At 61.2% G+C, this 17,960-nt stretch carries 17 protein-coding genes; 4 read left to right on the forward strand and 13 right to left on the reverse strand.

Annotated elements, in window-relative coordinates; genetic code table 11:
• Nucleotides 1–38: 38 nt before the first annotated feature.
• The 4 genes from proC to HMPREF0326_RS04950 form a co-directional block, all read right to left on the reverse strand.
• Nucleotides 39–845 carry a pyrroline-5-carboxylate reductase gene (gene proC / locus HMPREF0326_RS04935; RefSeq protein ID WP_020990265.1) on the reverse strand — a complete coding sequence of 269 codons (807 nt, stop codon included), beginning with the start codon at nucleotides 843–845 and terminating at the stop codon, nucleotides 39–41.
• A 221-nt stretch (nucleotides 846–1,066) separates the two neighbouring features.
• A complete protein-coding gene (locus HMPREF0326_RS04940) occupies nucleotides 1,067–2,422 on the reverse strand; it encodes a sodium-dependent transporter (RefSeq protein WP_008683372.1) in 1,356 nt (451 codons plus the stop codon).
• A gap of 71 nt (nucleotides 2,423–2,493) precedes the next feature.
• Nucleotides 2,494–3,945, reverse strand: a complete 1,452-nt coding sequence (gene nhaC / locus HMPREF0326_RS04945) for a Na+/H+ antiporter NhaC (protein ID WP_008683373.1) — start codon at nucleotides 3,943–3,945, stop codon at nucleotides 2,494–2,496.
• Between the two features lie 126 nt (nucleotides 3,946–4,071).
• A complete protein-coding gene (locus HMPREF0326_RS04950; protein WP_020990267.1) occupies nucleotides 4,072–5,289 on the reverse strand; it encodes a saccharopine dehydrogenase family protein in 1,218 nt (405 codons plus the stop codon).
• A gap of 365 nt (nucleotides 5,290–5,654) precedes the next feature.
• Here HMPREF0326_RS04950 and HMPREF0326_RS04955 point away from each other — a divergent pair, with 365 nt between their 5' ends.
• Together HMPREF0326_RS04955 and HMPREF0326_RS04960 are read left to right on the forward strand one after the other, a co-directional pair.
• Nucleotides 5,655–6,308: a GntR family transcriptional regulator gene (locus HMPREF0326_RS04955; protein ID WP_008683375.1), complete on the forward strand. Its 654-nt coding sequence runs from the start codon at nucleotides 5,655–5,657 to the stop codon at nucleotides 6,306–6,308.
• Between the two features lie 568 nt (nucleotides 6,309–6,876).
• Nucleotides 6,877–8,472 (forward strand): amidase, encoded by a 1,596-nt coding sequence (locus HMPREF0326_RS04960; protein WP_020990268.1) that lies wholly within the window; start codon nucleotides 6,877–6,879, stop codon nucleotides 8,470–8,472.
• A 61-nt stretch (nucleotides 8,473–8,533) separates the two neighbouring features.
• Here HMPREF0326_RS04960 and HMPREF0326_RS04965 read toward each other — a convergent pair whose 3' ends face one another.
• Entirely contained in the window at nucleotides 8,534–9,076 is a 543-nt protein-coding gene (locus HMPREF0326_RS04965) for a flavodoxin family protein (protein WP_008683378.1), read from the reverse strand.
• A gap of 209 nt (nucleotides 9,077–9,285) precedes the next feature.
• Here HMPREF0326_RS04965 and HMPREF0326_RS04970 point away from each other — a divergent pair, with 209 nt between their 5' ends.
• Nucleotides 9,286–10,245, forward strand: coding sequence for an AraC family transcriptional regulator (locus tag HMPREF0326_RS04970; protein ID WP_009302720.1), 960 nt, complete (start codon nucleotides 9,286–9,288; stop codon nucleotides 10,243–10,245).
• A gap of 83 nt (nucleotides 10,246–10,328) precedes the next feature.
• Here HMPREF0326_RS04970 and HMPREF0326_RS04975 read toward each other — a convergent pair whose 3' ends face one another.
• Together HMPREF0326_RS04975 and HMPREF0326_RS04980 are read right to left on the reverse strand one after the other, a co-directional pair.
• Nucleotides 10,329–11,522, reverse strand: a complete 1,194-nt coding sequence (locus HMPREF0326_RS04975) for an MFS transporter (RefSeq protein ID WP_008683380.1) — start codon at nucleotides 11,520–11,522, stop codon at nucleotides 10,329–10,331.
• 64 nt (nucleotides 11,523–11,586) lie between these two features.
• Nucleotides 11,587–12,636 carry an alpha/beta hydrolase gene (locus tag HMPREF0326_RS04980; protein WP_009302721.1) on the reverse strand — a complete coding sequence of 350 codons (1,050 nt, stop codon included), beginning with the start codon at nucleotides 12,634–12,636 and terminating at the stop codon, nucleotides 11,587–11,589.
• 222 nt (nucleotides 12,637–12,858) lie between these two features.
• On the opposite strand from HMPREF0326_RS04980, the gene HMPREF0326_RS04985 reads away from it, so the two are divergent.
• Complete coding sequence (locus tag HMPREF0326_RS04985) at nucleotides 12,859–13,773, forward strand: AraC family transcriptional regulator (protein WP_009302722.1); 915 nt, start codon at nucleotides 12,859–12,861, stop codon at nucleotides 13,771–13,773.
• Nucleotides 13,774–14,025: 252 nt separating this feature from the next.
• On the opposite strand, the gene HMPREF0326_RS04990 is transcribed toward HMPREF0326_RS04985, so the two are convergent.
• From HMPREF0326_RS04990 to HMPREF0326_RS05015, 6 genes are all read right to left on the reverse strand, one after another.
• Nucleotides 14,026–14,448, reverse strand: a complete 423-nt coding sequence (locus HMPREF0326_RS04990; RefSeq protein ID WP_008683383.1) for a hypothetical protein — start codon at nucleotides 14,446–14,448, stop codon at nucleotides 14,026–14,028.
• Entirely contained in the window at nucleotides 14,445–14,765 is a 321-nt protein-coding gene (locus HMPREF0326_RS04995) for a hypothetical protein (RefSeq protein WP_008683384.1), read from the reverse strand. Before HMPREF0326_RS04995 ends, HMPREF0326_RS04990 begins: the two co-directional genes overlap by 4 nt.
• Nucleotides 14,766–14,818: 53 nt before the next feature.
• A complete protein-coding gene (locus HMPREF0326_RS05000; RefSeq protein ID WP_008683385.1) occupies nucleotides 14,819–15,493 on the reverse strand; it encodes a flagellar basal body-associated FliL family protein in 675 nt (224 codons plus the stop codon).
• 239 nt (nucleotides 15,494–15,732) lie between these two features.
• Nucleotides 15,733–16,113, reverse strand: coding sequence for a chemotaxis response regulator CheY (locus tag HMPREF0326_RS05005; RefSeq protein WP_008683386.1), 381 nt, complete (start codon nucleotides 16,111–16,113; stop codon nucleotides 15,733–15,735).
• 81 nt (nucleotides 16,114–16,194) lie between these two features.
• Nucleotides 16,195–16,977, reverse strand: coding sequence for a FliA/WhiG family RNA polymerase sigma factor (locus HMPREF0326_RS05010; protein ID WP_008683387.1), 783 nt, complete (start codon nucleotides 16,975–16,977; stop codon nucleotides 16,195–16,197).
• A gap of 167 nt (nucleotides 16,978–17,144) precedes the next feature.
• On the reverse strand, nucleotides 17,145–17,957 hold the full coding sequence (locus HMPREF0326_RS05015) for a MinD/ParA family protein (protein ID WP_008683388.1): 813 nt from the start codon (nucleotides 17,955–17,957) through the stop codon (nucleotides 17,145–17,147).
• Nucleotides 17,958–17,960: the final 3 nt, after the last annotated feature.

Raw genomic sequence — 17,960 nt, forward strand, 5'->3', positions numbered from 1 at the left:
GCGCGGAAGCCGTGAGGCACGGCTTCCGCGCCGTAAGATCAGGACGACATTTCAAGCGCCCGCCGGTGGGTGGCAAGGACCGCGTCAATGATCGCCCCGCGCACTCCGAGGCGGTCCAGCTCATTGACGCCCATGATGGAGGAGCCGCCGGGCGAGCAGACATTCATCCGCAGCTTGGCGTGCGGTATGCCGGGATTGCCCTGAGCCAGCCTGACGCTGCCGAGTATGAGTTTTTCCACCAGCTGTTTGGCGTCGGCATAGGAGAAGCCTAGGCGCAGTCCCGCTTCCACAAAGGATTCCAGCAGATGAAAGATGAACGCGGGCCCGCTGCCGATGAGCGCCGAAAACTCCGGAATCTGCGATTCGCGCAGCACCACGGCGGTGCTCATGGCGCTGAACAGCTCCAGCACCAGTTTTTTCTGTCCCTCGTTCAGCGCCGGGTCGTCAAGGCAGAGCGCGCAGCAGCCTTCGCCCACCATGGCGGGCGTGTTGGGCATGATGACCACGGCCGGACAGGCGTCGGCGCTGTAGGTTTTGATCCGCTCAAGGGCCACGCCGGCCGCCAGGGAGATCAGCAGTTTACCCGTCAGGTGGGGGGCGATTTTCTCCAGCACGGCCCGCACGTGTTCCGGCTTCACGGCGATAAGCACCACGTCGGCCAGCCGGGCCGTCTCGATTTCATCGGCGCAGGGCGTGAGGCCGCAGCGTTCCCGCAAGCCTTTGACGGCGGCCTGGTTGGGGTCGAAGCCGATCACCCGCCATGTTCCGGATGTTCCGAGCTTTGCCACGCCTTCCAGGATAGCGCCGCCCATATTGCCGCAACCGATACTTCCGAAGGTCAGCATGCCGTTCTCCTTGTTTTGTCTGTGCGTTAGAGCAAAGTAACTTTTCAAATCTACTTTGCACGGGCGGCTGCGAAAGCAGATGCCCGCGCCTGAAGCCAAGGCGGGACAGCGTTCCCGCCGCGCGTCAGCCATTGCCGCTAGCGGCTTACGGATGACGACAGCAACGATAGGTTGAGGGCAGCGTCAACTTTGAGAATGTCAATTCTCAAAGTTAGTCTGCTCTAGGATGCGAACAGGCCCAGTAGCAGGATGCCTCCTACCGCGCAGGGCACCACTGCCGTTATGAAAAATTTCCAGTGCCGGGTGATCCGAAGGCCTCCTGCGCCTTTGTTCGCCTCGGCGGCAAAGGCGGCGAAGCCGAAACGCCGGGCCACGAACACGCTCATGAGCAGAGCGCCCGTCGGCATGATCAGGGCCGTGACCAGGTATTCGATGAAGACGAAGATGGTTTTGTCCCAGAGCCGGATCCGGGCCCAGGGAGCGTGAGCGCCGTAGGAGAGCAGCGTGGGGATGCTCAGCAGCAGTACGGCCAGCAGGACCAGAATCAGGGTCTTGTTACGGCCCAGGCCCAGGGCCTCGTCCAGGGTGCCCACCACGCCTTCCACCAGGCCCAGGCCCGAAGCGAAGCCGGAAATGATCAGCAGAAAGAAAAAAACGGCGCTGAGCAGCCAGCCTCCGGACATGTGGGAGAAAATGGCGGGCATGGTTTCGAAAACAAGGCCGGTTCCGGCGGCCTTGGTCAGGCCGAAGGCGTGCATGGCGGGAAAGATGACCAGCCCGGCCAGAACGGCCACGGCCGTGTTGATGCCGATGATGATCAGCGCGTCCGTGACGATATTGCTCTGTTCGCTTAGATAGCTGCCGAAGATGAAGGTCGTGGAAACGCCGATGCCCACGGCGAAGAAGGTGTGCCCCAGCGCGTCCAGCGCCACCTGAAGGTCAATGCGTCCGAAATCCGGCTTCAGGAACCAGGCCACGCCCTTTCCGGCCTCGGGCAGGCTCAGCGATCTGATCGCCAGAATGCCCAGAAAGAGCAGCAGCACGGGCATCAGGTATTTGCAGGTCCGCTCCAGGCCGGGCTTCAGCCCCGCGCGGATGACCGCGCCCATCAGCAGGACGGCGGCAAGCACGGCGAATCCCAAGGACGCCACGCTGGACGAGGTGAGGTCGAAAATGTGCGCGAAGCTCTCCATATCCGCTCCGTAGGCAAAGGCCCCGCCCAGGCTTTTCAGCCAGTAGATCAGCAGTAGCGCCAGAATGACGCAGTAGTAGGACAGAATGCCGATGCCCGCCGCCGCGCCCAGCCAGCCCACCAGGCGGAAGGGGCTGCGGGGCGGCGTGAGTTGCCGCATTCCCAACACGCCGCCGTGCCGTGTGACCCGGCCGAGCATGACCTCCACAATAAACAGGGGCACGCCCACGGCCAGGGTGGTCAGCAGATAGACCAGCAGAAAGGCCCCGCCGCCGTTCTTGCTCATCATGTAGGGGAAGCGCCAGATGGCGCCGAGCCCCACGGCAAAGCCCGCGGTTGTCATGATGAAGCCGAGGCGGCTTCCCCAAACGGCGCGATCGCTCATAGTCGTTTCCCCGAGGGGCGCGGCGTTTTTCCGGAAAACGCCGCGCCCGGTTTGAGGGAGGATGCCGGGATTTACGCCGCGACGGCGGCCTGTTCCTCTTCCAGCAGGGTGGTGTCCGCCTGCGCGTCTCCCAGGCGGCGCTTAGCCTCATCGGCGCTGATCTTCACGATGCCGATGCCCAGCGTGGCGCAGGCCAGGCCGATGAACACGCTGGAGTAGTTGAAGACCATCCACGGGAGGTAATCAAAGGCGCTCACGCCGAGAACGCCGCTCATGTACACGGCGCCGGAAGCCCAGGGAATCGCGCCGTCCAGCATGGTGGCGGAGTCTTCCAGCGCGCGGGACAGGTTCTTGGGATGCAGGCGGCGCTTGAGATAGGAATCCTTGAACAGCGCGCCGGGGATGAGAATGCCCATGTACGCCGAGCCGGTGGAGAAACAGAGCACCACGCAGGAGAGCAGGGTGGAGATGATCAGGCCGCCGTCCGTGCGGACCCGGTTGAGCATCTTCCTCAGCACTACGGTCAGCATGCCGCTGCCGTGCATGATGCCGCCGAACGCCATGGCCACGCAGAGCATGCCCATGTTCTCAAGCACGCCCATCATGCCGCCGCGATTGAGCAGGGCCTTCACGGCCGGGGTCGGGGTGGCCAGATAATGGGTCATGCTGACCTTGAAGCCGGTGGTGGTGGCGAGAATGCCGTTCTTGAGGTCAAAGCCCTGAAGCAGACAGCCGAGGGCAATGGAAAAGACCGTGGTCAGCACGATGGTCGGCAGCACGGGCCACTTGAGCAACGAACCGGTGATCAGCAGAATGACGGGAACGGCCAGCAGAAAATGCAGGTTGTAAATTTCCGTCAACTGGTTCATAAAGTCCTGGATTTCTGCGGGCGTGTGCAAATCTCCGGTGACGCTGGACGAGGTGATGAAAAAAACCACCACGCAAAGTATGGTGCCGGGGATGGTGGTGTGGAGCATGTGCCCGATATGTTCGTAGGTCTTGGCCCCGGCCACGGCGGGGGCCAGGTTGGTGGTGTCGGAAAGCGGGGACAGCTTGTCGCCCACATAACAGCCGCTCAGGGCCGCGCCCGCCACCGGCGCCAGGGGAATGCCCAGGCCCTGGGCGATGCCGATCATGGCGACGCCGATGGTGGCCGCGGAGCCCCAGGACGTGCCGGTGCAACATGAGGTAAGCGTGCAGATCAGAAAGGCGCTTAAAAGCATATAGTGCGGATTCACCAGCTGCAGGCCCCAGTACACCATATAGGGCACCGTGCCGCAGAACATCCAGGCGCCGACCATGCAGCCCACGCTGAAAATGACCAGCATGCCCTGCATGGCGACGTCGATCTTGTTCAGAATGGCTTTTTCCAGCTTCTGCCACGGGCAGTGCAGGTACCAGGCCACAAGACCGGCAATGACGGCGGAAAAGAGGATCAGGGGTTCGATACGGTAATTCAGGTACAAACGGCCGCCCATCAGAATGATGAACATCATTATGAGCGGAAAAACAGACTGCAACATCGTCGGTTGTCTGCCAGGCGTGTTCATATGTTACCTCTTAAGCGTTTGGGATACGGAGAGATTCGGATTCTTGGTATTCCTGCTTAGGGTAAACTGCCACTGAACTTCCCCTTCAGTGGCAGTTTTTTATTCCACCTTGGTGACAATAGTGATGTTGCGCTTGGCAAGTTCGGGTTGCATGAGGCTCAGAGGCATGGCCATGGGCATGACCACGCCCCGCTCTTTGAACGCGCCGCGGGCGATGAGCCCGGCGGCGATGGAGACCGTGAAGCCCACAAGGCGCTGCATGGAGGTCAGACCGGCGGCGGGATCCGCGTAGTCGATGATGGTATGCGTCACGCCGACGGGCTTGCCCGCCTTGCTGCCGCGGGCTTCCACGCGGATGTAGCCGATGTCCCGTTCGTCCTTGCGGTACCAGAACTGTTCCTGCGAAGTCAGCAGCGCGGTGCAGAAATCCAGCGGCGAAATCGGCGTGCCGTTGACGTTGACGGGGTCTTCCCGCAGGAAGCCGCACTTGACCATGACGTCCCAGAAGGCGCAGTGCCCGATGCGGCGGGCCGAAAAGCGGTTCATGTTGCGCACTTTGCCGCTGATGCCGAACATCTCGGCAAAGTTCTGGCAGTTGCCCGCCGCGTAACACTCAAGGTCGCAGCCCAGCGTTTCCTCATGCAGAAGGTGCGTGTTTTCCGGCGCGTAGAGCTTTTCCGCGGGCACGTCCACAATCTGTCCGTCCACGATCTTCTTGGTGGCGCGATAATAGGAAACCAGCGTGCCCCTGGGCGACCAGGAAAACTTGTAGGAAAGCGCGTTGTCGCAGGCGGAGGCTTCAGGAAACCCGGCGCCGTAAGAATAAAAATGGTCGATATCGTCCAGCCTGCCCAGCGCGTCGGCCCCCAGCATCAGGTCCAGGCCGGGGTCCATGCCGAACGCAATCAGCAGCGTGCAGTCACGGCGGCGGGCCACGGCGTCGATATCGTCCATTTCCGCCTTCATCTGTCGGAATCTTACCGGGTCCGTCATGGACTGGCCGATGTAATACATGCTGCTCACCAGATGCACACCGGCCTCCGCCGCCAGGCGGCCGACCTTCATGGCGAATTCGACCGGCAGCAGCTCAATGACCACATCATGCTGCGCGATGAGTTCACGCAGTTTTTCCGTGTCGTTGGCGTCCATGGAGACGGCACGGACGCCCTTGGCTTCGTAGCCCGGCATTTCTCCCGCGTATCTCGCGCCGCAGTCGGCCACGGTGACCCTGGAAAAGAGGCGATGCTCCAGAACGTCGTGCAACGCCCCCTTGCCCTGCAAACCCATGCCCAAAATCAACAAGCTCTTGTCCGACATGATGCCCCCGTTCAGTTATGTTTCAACGATGCTCAACCTCGGCATGCCATCCTCCGGAATCCGGGAAAACCAAAAAGAGTTTCTTAATAAATTTTTTAATGCATTCATCATGATTGTTGAATAATAAATTATTCTTGACAAATTTTCATGTCAAGAAAAAAAGAGAAGAAATGTAAACTTTTCTGTTTTGGTGTCTGATTTGAAAACTTAGACACGCAGAACCCTGCGGGCCTTGTGGCGGCGCAGCCGCTGTGAGTCAGTGAAAAACCACGTTTTTTTGCAATCAGACAGTAGCGACAGGAAAACCTTTACAGGTTTCGGACTGACGGATATGGTATGTGCCGGAATCGGAGAAGCAACACGCCATGAATACTAAAGAAAATGCCGAGCAAAAAGCCTACCGACTCATCATCAGGGATATCAAGCTCAAGTATCAGCCCGGTGATTTTCTTCTGGAGCGTGACTTGGCCGAGCATTTCGGCGTGAGCCGCACGCCGGTGACCATTGCCCTCAACCGTCTGGTGGCCGAAGGCCTGCTGCAGAAGCTCCCCAAAAAGGGCTGTTTCATTCCTAATCTCAACGGCGACGACGCCCGCGCGGCTTTCGGCGTGCGCATCCTGCTCGAATCCGAGGCCGCGCGCCTGGCCGCTCTGCACGGCCGCAAAAACGCGCAGCTGGAGATCAAGCGCATCCTCGTGGCCACGGAGCAGGCCATTGACGATGACGATTTTCTCAACTTCACCTTCCGGGATGAAGATTTTCACCATGCCGTGGTGCATGCCGCGGAAAATTCCTATCTGTACGAGGCTTGGTCGCGCATCTATCTGCGCTGCAATCTGTACACCCGTTTTTTCGACAGGCTCTATACCCGCAAAACGCCGCTGAAGTCGGGAACTCTGGCCGAGCATACCGCCATCTATGAGGCCCTCTGCCTGAAGGACGCCGGTCTTGCGGCCCGGCTTGTGGCGGAGCATTGCCAGGCCGCACTGGCCTATGTGACCAGCACCACTCCCGGTTAGAGCCGTTCAAGCGTTAAATGCCCTAGGAGTTGTTTCTACTAAGGATTTTCATTCTCTGCCAAGGGAGGCGAGTCCAGGGCGGTGGGAGTATACCCAAACCCGACCTTCGCACGGGGCAAGCCTGGCGCAGGCAGAGGGCGAAAGGACAATTTAAAAACAACTCTTAGAGCGCGCGCGGCCTGACAGGCACTTGCGCGGCACGCGCCACGGGGCGTCGCATACAAATCCGCTCCGGCGGATTTTTTTGTTCCGGGCCGCCGGGACCTGCCCCCGCTGTTGGACTTCTCCACGGCCTTTGACGGCATCCGGATGCGGGCCCGGATCTGTAACATATCCCTCCTGAATTGAAAAAGCTCCCAACTATGATTATAGAATAAGGAACGCGTATTCCCGGTTATCGCTGCCGGGGCGGGCGTCGCGCATCCGGACGGCCCGGAAGGCGGCTCCTCGGGCGAAAGGCGCGGGCAAACAAGCCGCCCGTGGGCCCTGCTGTGCGGCGCCGCTGTTGCGGCCGCGTTGCGGAAACGGCAGAGCGCTTGCGGCGGCATAGACATACAAGGAACTGATTATGATTTCTGTTATAAAACGGCGCGACTTTCTCCGTTTGAGCGCCATTGCGGCCATTGAAGCCGGGCTTTTCTCCATCGGCTTCCCTCGTTCCTCCCTGGCCGGGGCTCCGGCGAAAGAGGGCCTGGCCTATCTGACGGCTGTGGAACAGATACAATATTTCAGGGAAGGCGCGCTGTCCCCGGTGGACGTCCTCACGGCCCAGATTGAAAGAATAAACAAATATAACGGGCCGTTGAACACCAGCGGCAGGGAATTGAAAGACTATCTGAAATTCAATGGTCAGGTGAATGCCGTTACGTACGAGCATTTCGGCCAGGCCATGCAGGCCGCCAAGGAAGCGGAAAAACGCTATAAATCGGGTTCCGCTCGGGCCCTGGAAGGCGTGACCGTCGCCGTCAAGGACGAAAACGACGTGCGCGGCTGGCGCGTGACCATGGGTTCGGTGCTTCTGCAGGACGCTCCCCCGGCCGGGGAAAACGCCGCCATCATCGACATGCTGCTCTCTGAAGGGGCCATATTGCACATTCAGACCACAGTGCCGGAACTCTATATCCACAGCCAGACATGGTCCCGGCTGTGGGGCGTCACGCGCAACCCCTGGAACCTCCATTACGCGGTGGGCGGCTCCTCCGGCGGGTCCGGGGCGGCCCTGGCGGCCGGATTCACAACTCTCGCCACAGGCTCGGACATGGGGGGCTCGATCCGGATTCCCGCATCGCTTTGCGGGCTCTATGGCTTTAAAGCGCCTTTCGGCCGTGTTCCCACTTCCGAGACCACCTTTGAGACGCTCGGGCCCCTTGCCCGGACCTTCGACGACATGGTGCTGATGCAGAATGTGATCACCGGGCCGCATCCCAAGGTGCATGCCGCCCTGCGGCAGAAACTGGACTATCCGCGCACGTACGGGGGGCTTAAGGGCGTGAGAATCGCGCTTGATTATTTCGAGAGCTGGATACCGGAGGGCATTGATCCTTCGGTCCGGGAAGCGCTGGCGGATGCCGCGGCCGTTCTGCGCGGCCAGGGGGCCGTTGTGGACGAGGTCAGGCTGGGCTGGAGCTACGCGGGCCAGTACAAAACCTTCATGCACGGCCTGCTTTCCACCGGGATCGGCGCCATGCTGCTGAACGCCGGGCAACATCGGGACAAGCTCACCAGCTACGCCGCGCATTTCCTCAAGGAGGCGCGCAACGGCGGCCCGGAGGCCATGGCAGCCGCCGACGAACTTGCGACCCGACTCCATCGGCAGTTGCAGCAGGATGTTTTCGGCAAGGGGTATCGCGCCCTGCTCATGCCCACTCTGGCAACGCCGTATTTCCCGGCGGACAACGATCCCACCACCGACACGGTGATGGTGAACGGCAAACCCGTCAAAGGAATGGCGCACGTGCTGACGTATATCTGGAACCTGCTCAGCCGCTATCCCGTGGTGGATGTGCCGGTGGGCATTGCCGGGAACAATATTCCCATCGGCATGCAGGTGGTGGGAAACACTTTTGACGACCTCGCCGCGTTCCAGGTGGCTTCCGGCTATTCCCGGACCGGGCTGCATCTGTACAAAGGCGACCTGTTCCCTGATTACCGAAATAAGGCCTGATCTGAAAGGGGGCGCGCTCCCAAGCGCGCCCCCTCCTCCGTGGTCATAAGCATTGCCTGGGTCAGGCCTGTCTGCCCAGGTCGTAAGCGGCTTTCAGGGCGGCGGGGACGTTCTGAATTTCACCAACACCGGTCACGCCCACGCCCCGGACCACGCCTTTCAGGCGGGACTTTTCAAAACAGTCGATCCAGCCCTGCAGGCCCTTGGCCGCGCCGTCCATGGCGCTTTCCGCCCCGTCCGCCGCACTGGCCAGCAGATAAATATCCCGGAAGGCGTAGTCCGAGGGGAAGAGGGGGTTCGTGCGGTCGAGCAGGGTCTTCATCTGGCCGCACATTTCATAAAAGTAAATGGGCGTGGCAAAGACGATGACCTCGGCGGACCGCATGGTTTGCGCAATGGCATCCGCATCGTCGCGGATGACGCAGCGCTGTGTTTTCTGGCAGGCCAGACAGCCTCTGCAAAAGCCGATGGTTTTGTCGTACAGGACTATTTTTTCCACCTGATGGCCCGCCTCCCGCGCGCCCTCGGCAAAGGCGTCGGCCAGGCCGTCGGAATTGCCGCCCTTGCGCGGGCTGGTGGAAAGGATCAGAATTTTTTTGCTCATACTGGTCTTACCTCGTTTGGTTTCCGGCCGGGAGCGGCTTGATGCCCGCGCCTCTGCCGGGTTTTCAGCTGTTGCGTCAGATATAAGCCCGGCCTTGGGCTCCATGAAGCAATAAAATTATCCATTTTTTGCCTGATTCTGCCGCGAGCTTCCCCTCTGCCGCCGCCTGTGCTAGCTGGGAGAAAACAACGTTTCTTGCGGAGAAAGCCATGCAGACAGACGGGATCACCATGCGGGAAGAGGCCATGCGGGAGGCCAATGAGCGCCTGAAGACGACGCTCATGCGTCTGGCCCCGGAGCCGGGCAGGCGGCCCACGGCCGTGGAGGGCCTGACGCTGACGCGCTGGAACGCGGCGAATATGGTGGATACCTGTTTTTACGCTCCGTCCGTCGGCCTGATCGTGCAGGGCCGCAAGGAGTCCGTGATCGGGCGTGAGATCTTCCGCTACGGAGAGCTGGACTGCCTGGTCAACGGCGTGGACATGCCGAGCGAGAGCCGGATACTCGGGGCCTCGCCGGAGCAGCCGCTGCTGGCCGTCTCGCTGGTGATCAACCGGGCGCTTGCCACGGAACTGGCTTCCGTGGCGGCATCCTCGTTCGATGCTCCGGGCGGACGCTGTCTCGGCGTGTCCGTGGCCAGGGTCGAGCCCGACGTCCACGACGCCTTTGCGCGCCTGGTCGACCTGCTGGACAGGCCCGAAGAGGCGGCCCTGATGGCCCCGCTGCTGGTGCGGGAGGTCCTCTTCCGCGTGCTGGCCGGGCCGCAGGGCGGGGATCTGCGGCGGCTCCACACGGTCGGTTCCCACGGGCATCAGGTGGCCGAGGCCATAACCTGGCTGCGGGCAAACTACATGCGGCCCCTGTCGGTGGACGCGCTGGCCGCGCGGGTCGCCATGGCCACGTCCACCTTTCACCGCCAGTTTAAAAAGGTGACGTCCCTGAGCCCCCTGCAATTTCAGAAGCGTTTACGGCTCTATGAGGCCCAGCGCCTGATGCTCAGCCGCAATCTGGACGCCAACCACGCGGGCCGTGCCGTGGGCTATGAAAGTTCCTCGCAGTTCAGCCGTGAATACAGCCGTCTGTTCGGCGCGCCGCCGCGCAGGGATTTGGTCAGGATGTTGGGCGAACCCCAGACGACACCCTCATCAGAGCAAAGTAAGAGCCCCTAACCGGACGATATCCGCCGCAGGGCAAAAGTCAGGCCGACATTTTTCTGAATGCCCGCCTGACTTTTATATCGTGTTTTTGGGCTTCAGGGGAGCTGCTCTCTGTCCTTGGCGTACAGCGTAAAACTGCCTCTGACCAGGCCCGCGGCCGCGAGGAGAAACGTCACGGCGATCAGAAAGATGCCGCTGATGCCGAGGTTGTCGAAGGTCAGGCCGCCCACGGCGGCCACAAGGCCGATGGAAAACTGGGTGACTGCCACGGAGATGCCGCCCGCCAGTTCCGCCTTGTGGGCGAGCGTGCGGGCAATCCAGGCGGACCAGCTGACCGGGATGAAGCCGAAGAGGAATCCCCAGGTCATGACCAGGATCATGTTCAGCGGGCGGTTCTGCACGTAAAACAGCAGGATTGCCACAGCGGCAAGCGCGAGGTGCACGCCGAACAGGGTGGGCCGGAACCATTTGCCCAGAACAAAGCCGGCGGCCAGGGTGCCGAGGCAGTTGGCGATGCCGAAGGCCAGGAGCACTGAGGACAGCGCGGCGGGTTGAAGCGCGAGATCATGCTCCAGAAACGGCCTGAGATAGGTGAAAAAGACGTGATAGCCGCCGTAACTGAAAATGGTGCCGCCCATGCCCGCCAGCACCCAGTTCCGCCGCAACAGGGCGAACATGTTGCTGAAGCTGTTTCCGGGGCGGGACGGCAGCGGCGGAATGACCGCGAACTGCCAGGCGTACATGACGCCGCCCAGCAGCGAGGTGAGCAGAAAGACGTTGCGCCAGCCGAGCAGATGGCCGAGATAGCTGGCCAGGGGCAGGGAAAGAATGGTCGCCACTGAAACCCCGGCGTATACGATGCTCAGCGCGCGGGGAAGATCCTTTGCGGGCACCAGCTGCAAAGTGACCGCCGGGGCCATGGACCAGAAGCCTCCCACGCAGATGCCCAGCAGGCCGCGTCCGGCCAGGAGGACGTAATAGTTCGGGGCCAGGGCCACAAGCAGATTTGAAACAATCAGCAGCAGCGAAAAGGCCAGCAAAATGCGTCGCCTGTCCATGCCCCTGGTCAGCGGTGAAAGAAGCAGGCTGGTGAGTACGGCGAAAACGCCCACGGCGGTGACCGTCTGCCCGGCCATGCCTTCGGTGACGGCCAGATCCCGGGCCATGGGCGTCAGCAGGCTGACGGGCATGAATTCCGCCGCGATGAGACATGTGACGCCCATGAACAGGGAAAACACGGCGGGCCAGTGCGCCGTATCGCTCTGAAAAACGGCAGTGTGCGCGTTCATCTGATGGCATCTCCTGCCGGAGCCCCGCAAGCGGCGCGGAACCCCGGCATTTTTTCATAAGGGCTTACTTCAGATTTTCGCTGAAAAAAGCCGTGAGCTTGTCAAAGGGAATGCGGTCGAGCCGGTCGTAGAGATCGACGTGCCCGGCATCCGGAACAATGAAGAGTTCCTTGGGCTCGGCCGCGAGCCGGTACGCCTCTTCACTGAACTCCATGGAGTGCGCCTTTTCGCCGGCGATGAACAGCAGGGGACGCGGAGAGATCGTTTCCAGGTCCGCGAAGGGATAAAAATTCATGAATTTGACGTTGCTGGTCAGAGTCGGGTGGGTCGTGAGCAGGGGCGACGAGCCCTTGGGCGTGAATTCGCCCCGCGGCGTGCGGTAGAAGTCGTAAAATTCGCGCTCAACCGGGGTGGAGTTTGCATGCAGTTCATGCACGCTCCCGCTGGTATATTTGGTTTCGCCGCCGCTGAACTCCACATAACGCTGCTCCGACGCCTCTCGGAGGATCTGCTTGCGTTGCTCCGGCGTCAGCGCGTGCCGGAGCCCGTTGCGATTGGCCGCGCCCATATCGTACATGCTGACCGTGGCAATGGCTTTCAGGCGCGGGTCAATCTTGGCGGCGCTGAGCACAAAGCTCCCGCTGCCGCAAATCCCGATGGCCCCGACCTGTTCCCTGTCGACAAAGGGCCTGGTGCCGAGAAAATCCACAGCGGCGCTGAAATCCTCGGCATAGATGTCCGGGGAAACGGCATTGCGTGGCTCGCCCTCGCTTTCCCCCCAGAAGGAGAGGTCCAGGGAAAGGGCCACGAAACCTTGTTCCACCATCTTGGCGGCATACAAGTTCGCGCTCTGCTCCTTTACCGCGCCCATGGGATGCCCCACGATGACGGCGGGATGTTTCAGATTCTGATCCAAGGCCTTGGGCAGGAAAAGATTGCCCGCAACAGTCATTTTGTACTGATTCTTGAATGTGACCTTTTGCATGCTGACTGCCTCGCCGGTGTAAAAGTTGTCGGCCTCCTGGGGCGTGCCCTGGGCAAGAGCCGGAATGCCGCCGAAGGACAATATGCCCAGCGCGGTGGCCGTTATGCAGAGTAATCGGAATCTGCGCATGCTCATTTCTCCTTGAGTGTGTGGAGCGTCGTCGAATATTCTGTTGCCTGCCGGATCAACGCCGCCCGGCGGGACGCTCACCATGGCCTGCTGTATAGCGCGGTCCGCCGCGGGCGGTGTAGATATGGAATTATCCGTTTTTTGCACGATTCTGCCGGGGCTTTTGCCCTTGCCCGGCCTGGGGTATTCTGGCGCGCACGGCAAAGATCAGGAGATGCTGCGGTGAACGAGCTCAAAGACGGCCTTGGGGCCGGAAGAACCGATGCCCTACTCAGGGAGATGTGCTTGCGGCGCATGCCCGCGCCCGGTGATTATCCCACGCCCGTGCCGGGTTTTGTCCTGCATCGGCGGGATGAGCCCCACAAGCCGGAAAACTGCTTCAACAGGCCCATTCTGGCCGTCACTGTGCAGGGGGCCAAACGGACGGTGGCGGGAGGCGAGGAGTATCGCTACGGCGCGGGGCATTGTCTGCTCGCGGGCGTGGACATGCCGAACATGAGCCACATTACGGACGCCTCGCCGGAGAAGCCCTATCTGGTGCTCTCCCTGGACCTGGACAGCCACTTGACCGCGCGGCTCGCTGCCGGTCTGCCTCCGGCGCGGGCGCGCGAGGCGCTCAAGGGCAGTGCCGTGAGCCCCACGGACCCGGAAGTGCTCAGGGCTCTTCTGCGCCTGATGGAGCTGCTGGACAGGCCGGAGCATATTCCGGTGCTCGCGCCCATCACGCTGCGGGAGATACATCTGCGCCTGCTCCTGGGCCCGCAGGGCGAGCTGCTCCGGGCCCTCAATACCCAAGGCACCAAGAGCAACCAGGTTTTTCAGGGCATCAACTGGCTGCGCGACAACGTCAAAGCGCCTCTGGACGTGGATGCGCTGGCAAGGCGTTTGAATATGGCCCCGCCCACATTCCGCAAACACTTCAAGACCGTCACGGGCATGAGCCCCGGCGCGTATCACAAGCATCTGCGGCTCTATGAGGCGCAGCGCCTTATGCTGGTGGAGACGGCGGACGCGGCGCGTGCCGCCTACGCCGTGGGCTATGAAAACCTGCCCCAGTTCTACCGTGAGTATAAGCGGTTGTTCGGCGCGCCGCCCGCACGGGATGCGCGTCGCTTGCGAGAAAAGGCTCCGGCCTGACTGCCGCCGTCCACAAGACAGAGCCCCCGCGCGGAGTGATCCGCGCGGGGGCTTTTGCATACCGGGACCTAGGCCTGTTGACACTATAGAATTTTTGCCCGCTCGCCACATCAGATTTCACCTGCATTTTCGGCTGAGTGCCAAAAGAGTGCACTCCCTCAAAGCAGGCTTATCTTCCTTGCGAGCGAACAAAAATTCTATAGTGCCAACAGGCGTTAGAGCAGATTAGTATTGAAATGGTCTGACATACTATTACGGATTCTGAGCCAGAATCAGCTCCACCTCATCCACGCTGAGCCCGGCGTTGCGGGCGATCTGGCGGCTGGACAGGCCCTTGCGGCGGCCGTTGAGAATGATTTCGCGCAGAAACTGCGGCGAACGGCAGATGCCTTCGGCCTGTTCCAGCAGGCGGCGCAGTTCCTGGGCGCGTTCTTCCAGTTTTTCGTCCAGGCCGCGCAGTTCGGCCTGGCGCTGGGCGAAGGTCGCCACGATTTCCCGCTCCAGGCGAGCGTTCATCTCAATACGGGCCAGCAGGCTTTCCTGATTGCCCTGTAAGGTGTTGAGCAGGGTTTCGGAGCGGCGCAGGCGCAGATAAAAGAAGAGCACGCCGCCCAGGATGAGCAGTTCCAAAAGGGAAAAGACAATGACCAGCGCGAGAAAAGGAGTGACGTTCATACTTTGACGTTCAGCAGATTGCCCACCAGCGGCGAGGGAGAGGCGCGCGGTTCGTCGTCTTCGGCGTCGTACGGCTGGGGCCGCTTGCGGCGGCGGCTGCCGAACTGCGCGTTGCCGCCGCGCCCGTCGGGCGCGATGTTGGGGCCTTCGGCTTTTTCGGTTTTTTCGATTTGTTGCTGTTGCTGACGGGCCATTTCAGCGGCCAGAACCCGCGACATCGCCAGCGAGGCCTGGGGGGCCACGGCGGCGGCATTGGCCAGGGGAGCGGCCAGGCCCGTCTGGGCATAGAGTACGGCCATGGTGGCGTCGACGCTCATGGCGATTCCCCGGGCGTCCTTCAGGACGCCCTCATCCGAACTACGGTACTTCCCTATTCATTCAGATAGCTTTCAAACAGAATATCCTCAATCTTGCCATGCGTCAGATAGTCGTTCAGCACGGAGGCCAGATCCTGCTTGATGGCCGGTCCATTGCGCGGGTCCATCAGATATTCGTTGCTCTTGCTGCGCAGATAATAATACATGGCGTCGCGCAGGGAAATCATCTTCTGGTCCATTTCCTTGCCCAGGCCGGCGTCCTTGCTCACGGCGGAAAATTTGCAGACCAGAAAACGGGTTTTGCTTTTGCCGTCATCGCGCGGCACAAGGAAGGGAGCGAACTCCTTGACGTAATCCGGCTTGGTTTTCACCGTGGGCTTGGAGGGCACCACGATGACCTCGGGCTTGAGCGTATCCGGCGCGGGCGGCGGCGTGCGCAGAAAAAACCACCAAGCGGCCGCGCCCAGAATCAGCAGCAGGCCGACGACCGCCCCGGCGGCCAGCAGGAACAGCTTTTTTTTCTTTTGCTTGGCCTGGGCGGCGGCCTGATCCTCAGGCTCGGCGGGAAGGTTGTCTTCCTGTTCAGCGGGCAGATCATCTTCCGTCGGCTGGAGGAAGGGCGCGTCGTCAAGGTCCAGCTCCACCTTGGTCTGGCCGAGGCTGGGGCCCAGGCTGACCTGTACTTCGTCCTTGGGCGGGGCTGTTTTGAGTTCGGTTTCGTCTGCCACGCGTTTACTCCCGGGCGGCCCGGCGCATCTTGCAGTCACGCATGGCGGCCATGCATGCAGGAAGGGCTCGGAAAAAATTCCGGCGGAACGACGTTGCCGCGCTTACGGATGCGGCGGGCCCTGCGTAAAAACGCGGGCCGCGAACATGCGGGCGTGTCCTGCGGGTGACGGCGGTCCGCTTAAGTCCAGAGGCGGCGGCATGGCTTTGCTGTTCGCCGCGATTCCAGGCGCGGCGTGCGCTAGGGAAAAATTTTGTCGATTTTCTGTTTCATGGTGTCGGCGGTGAACGGCTTGACGATGTAATTGGACACCTTGGCCTGCACCGCTTCGATGATATTTTCCTGCTGGGCCTCGGCCGTGACCATCAGAAAGGGAATGTCGGCGAACTGCTCGCTGGCGCGCACTTTGCGCAGCAGGTCGATGCCGGTCATCTGGGGCATGTTCCAGTCGGAAACGATGAACTCGACCTTTTCCCGGTTGAGAACTTCCCAGGCCGTGGTGCCGTCGTCGGCCTCCACCACGTTATTGAAGCCGAGCTGGCGCAGAATGTTGCGCACAATACGACGCATGGTGGAAAAGTCGTCCACAACGAGGACACGCATATTGGGATTGTAAGGCATGACGTATACTCCTTCGACGATCCGGCAAAACAGCCGGAGACGCTGGCGCGTCCGCGCCGCAAAGACCGCAGTCCGGTTCCGCTACATTTCCGCGGAATCGCCGTACAGACTGGCAAACTCTTTGCGCAGGCGGCCCAGGGCCTGCGAATGCAACTGCGAGACGCGGCCTTCGGTAATACCCATGATTTCAGCCGTTTCACGCATGTTTAATTCGTCTGTATAATATAATGAGAGTACCAACTTTTCTCTAGGCGTCAAGCGTTCGATCAGCGGGGCCACGCGTTCCACAAGTTCCCGCAGGGCCGTATTGCTGTAGGGTTCGCCGCCGCTTTCCGGACCGTCGCCGGCCAGGGTGTCCTGTATGGCGTCCAGGGAGAGCCAGAGCTGGTTCTGCAAGGCTTCCAGGCCTTGGCGCACATCGCGCAACTCCAGGCCGGTGATATCTTGCAGTTCCTCCTCAGTGGCCTGGCGGCCCTGCTCATGCTCCACTTTGCGCATGGCCTCGTCCAGCACGCGCACGCGCTGGCGCAGGGAGCGGGGGAACCAGTCCAGGCGGCGCAACTCGTCCAGCATGGCCCCGCGGATGCGGTTTTCCGCGTAGGTCTCAAAGCGGATGCCCAACTGCGGACGAAATTTGCCCAGAGCTTCCATGAGGCCCAGAGTGCCGGAGCTGATCATCTCGCCCAATTCCACGCTGCGGGGCAGCTTGGATTTGAGTCGCAGAGCTAGAAAGCGGATCTTGGGCGCGTAGTGCCGCACCACCTCTTCCTGTTCCGCCGAGGAGAAATCCTCCCAGGCTGTGGCGCCGGTTTCAAGCGCTTCCCAGGGACTTACCTGTTGTGCTTGCGCTGTGCCGGTTTTCATGTCGTGTTCCTTTCCGGTTCGTGCCTCTTCTTCCTCCGGCATGCCCGCATGCCGCGTTGTGTTGCCGCCGTCCTCAGCCCGCCCGGCCGGACGACGGAGTAATAATCCCGTTGAGAGTATTGTATCGTATCGCTTTCATTCTCTTGCATGCCGCCGTGACGCGGGTATCAATGAAAGAGCAGTTTCTTCCAGAAAAATTTGATGTTGCCGTCCAGGTTTTTCGGCGCTTCCCAGGCCGTAATGCTTCTGGCCAGTTGCATCACGGCTTTGGCCGCCGGGCTCTGGGGCTCGCTGACGCAGAAAGGCAGCTGCTGCACCACGGCCTTGCGCACGCCCGTGTCGCGCGGAATCACGCCCACCAGGTCCAGGGAGACGCCGCTGAGAAAATGGTCGCAGGCCTGGTGCAGGCGGATGAACATGTCCTTGGCGGTCTTGAGGTCCGGGGCCATGTTGACGCAGACCTTGAAATGCTCCACCCCGTGGGTCAGCTTGAGTACCTTGATCAGGGCGTAGGCGTCGGTCAGCGACGTGGGTTCGGGGGTGAGCACCACCAGTCGTTCCTGGGCGGCCAGGTTGAAATAGAGCACATTGTCGCTGATGCCCGCGCCGGTATCCACAATAAGATAATCCAGCTCATCCTCCAGCTCGCCCACGGCTTCCAGCAGTTCCAGCTTCTGGCCTGTGGACAGGGTGAGCATTTCGCTCACGCCCGAGGAGGCGGGCAGAATGGAAAAGCCGTAGGGCGTGGGAAAGAGGATCTCCCGCAGTGACGCGCCCTCGTGAAAGAGGTGGAAAAGGTTTTTCTGCGGGGTCAGGCCCAGCAACACGTCCACATTGGCAAGGCCCAGGTCCGCGTCGATCAGCGCCACGCGCTTGTTGAGCTGGGCCAGGCAGAGCGCCAGGTTGACCGAAAGATTGGTCTTGCCGACGCCGCCCTTGCCGGAAGTGACGGAAAATACCAGGGGGAATGTGCCGCTCATCTG

This window comes from Desulfovibrio sp. 3_1_syn3 (assembly GCF_000145315.2).
GTDB classification, from domain to species: domain Bacteria; phylum Desulfobacterota; class Desulfovibrionia; order Desulfovibrionales; family Desulfovibrionaceae; genus Desulfovibrio; species Desulfovibrio fairfieldensis.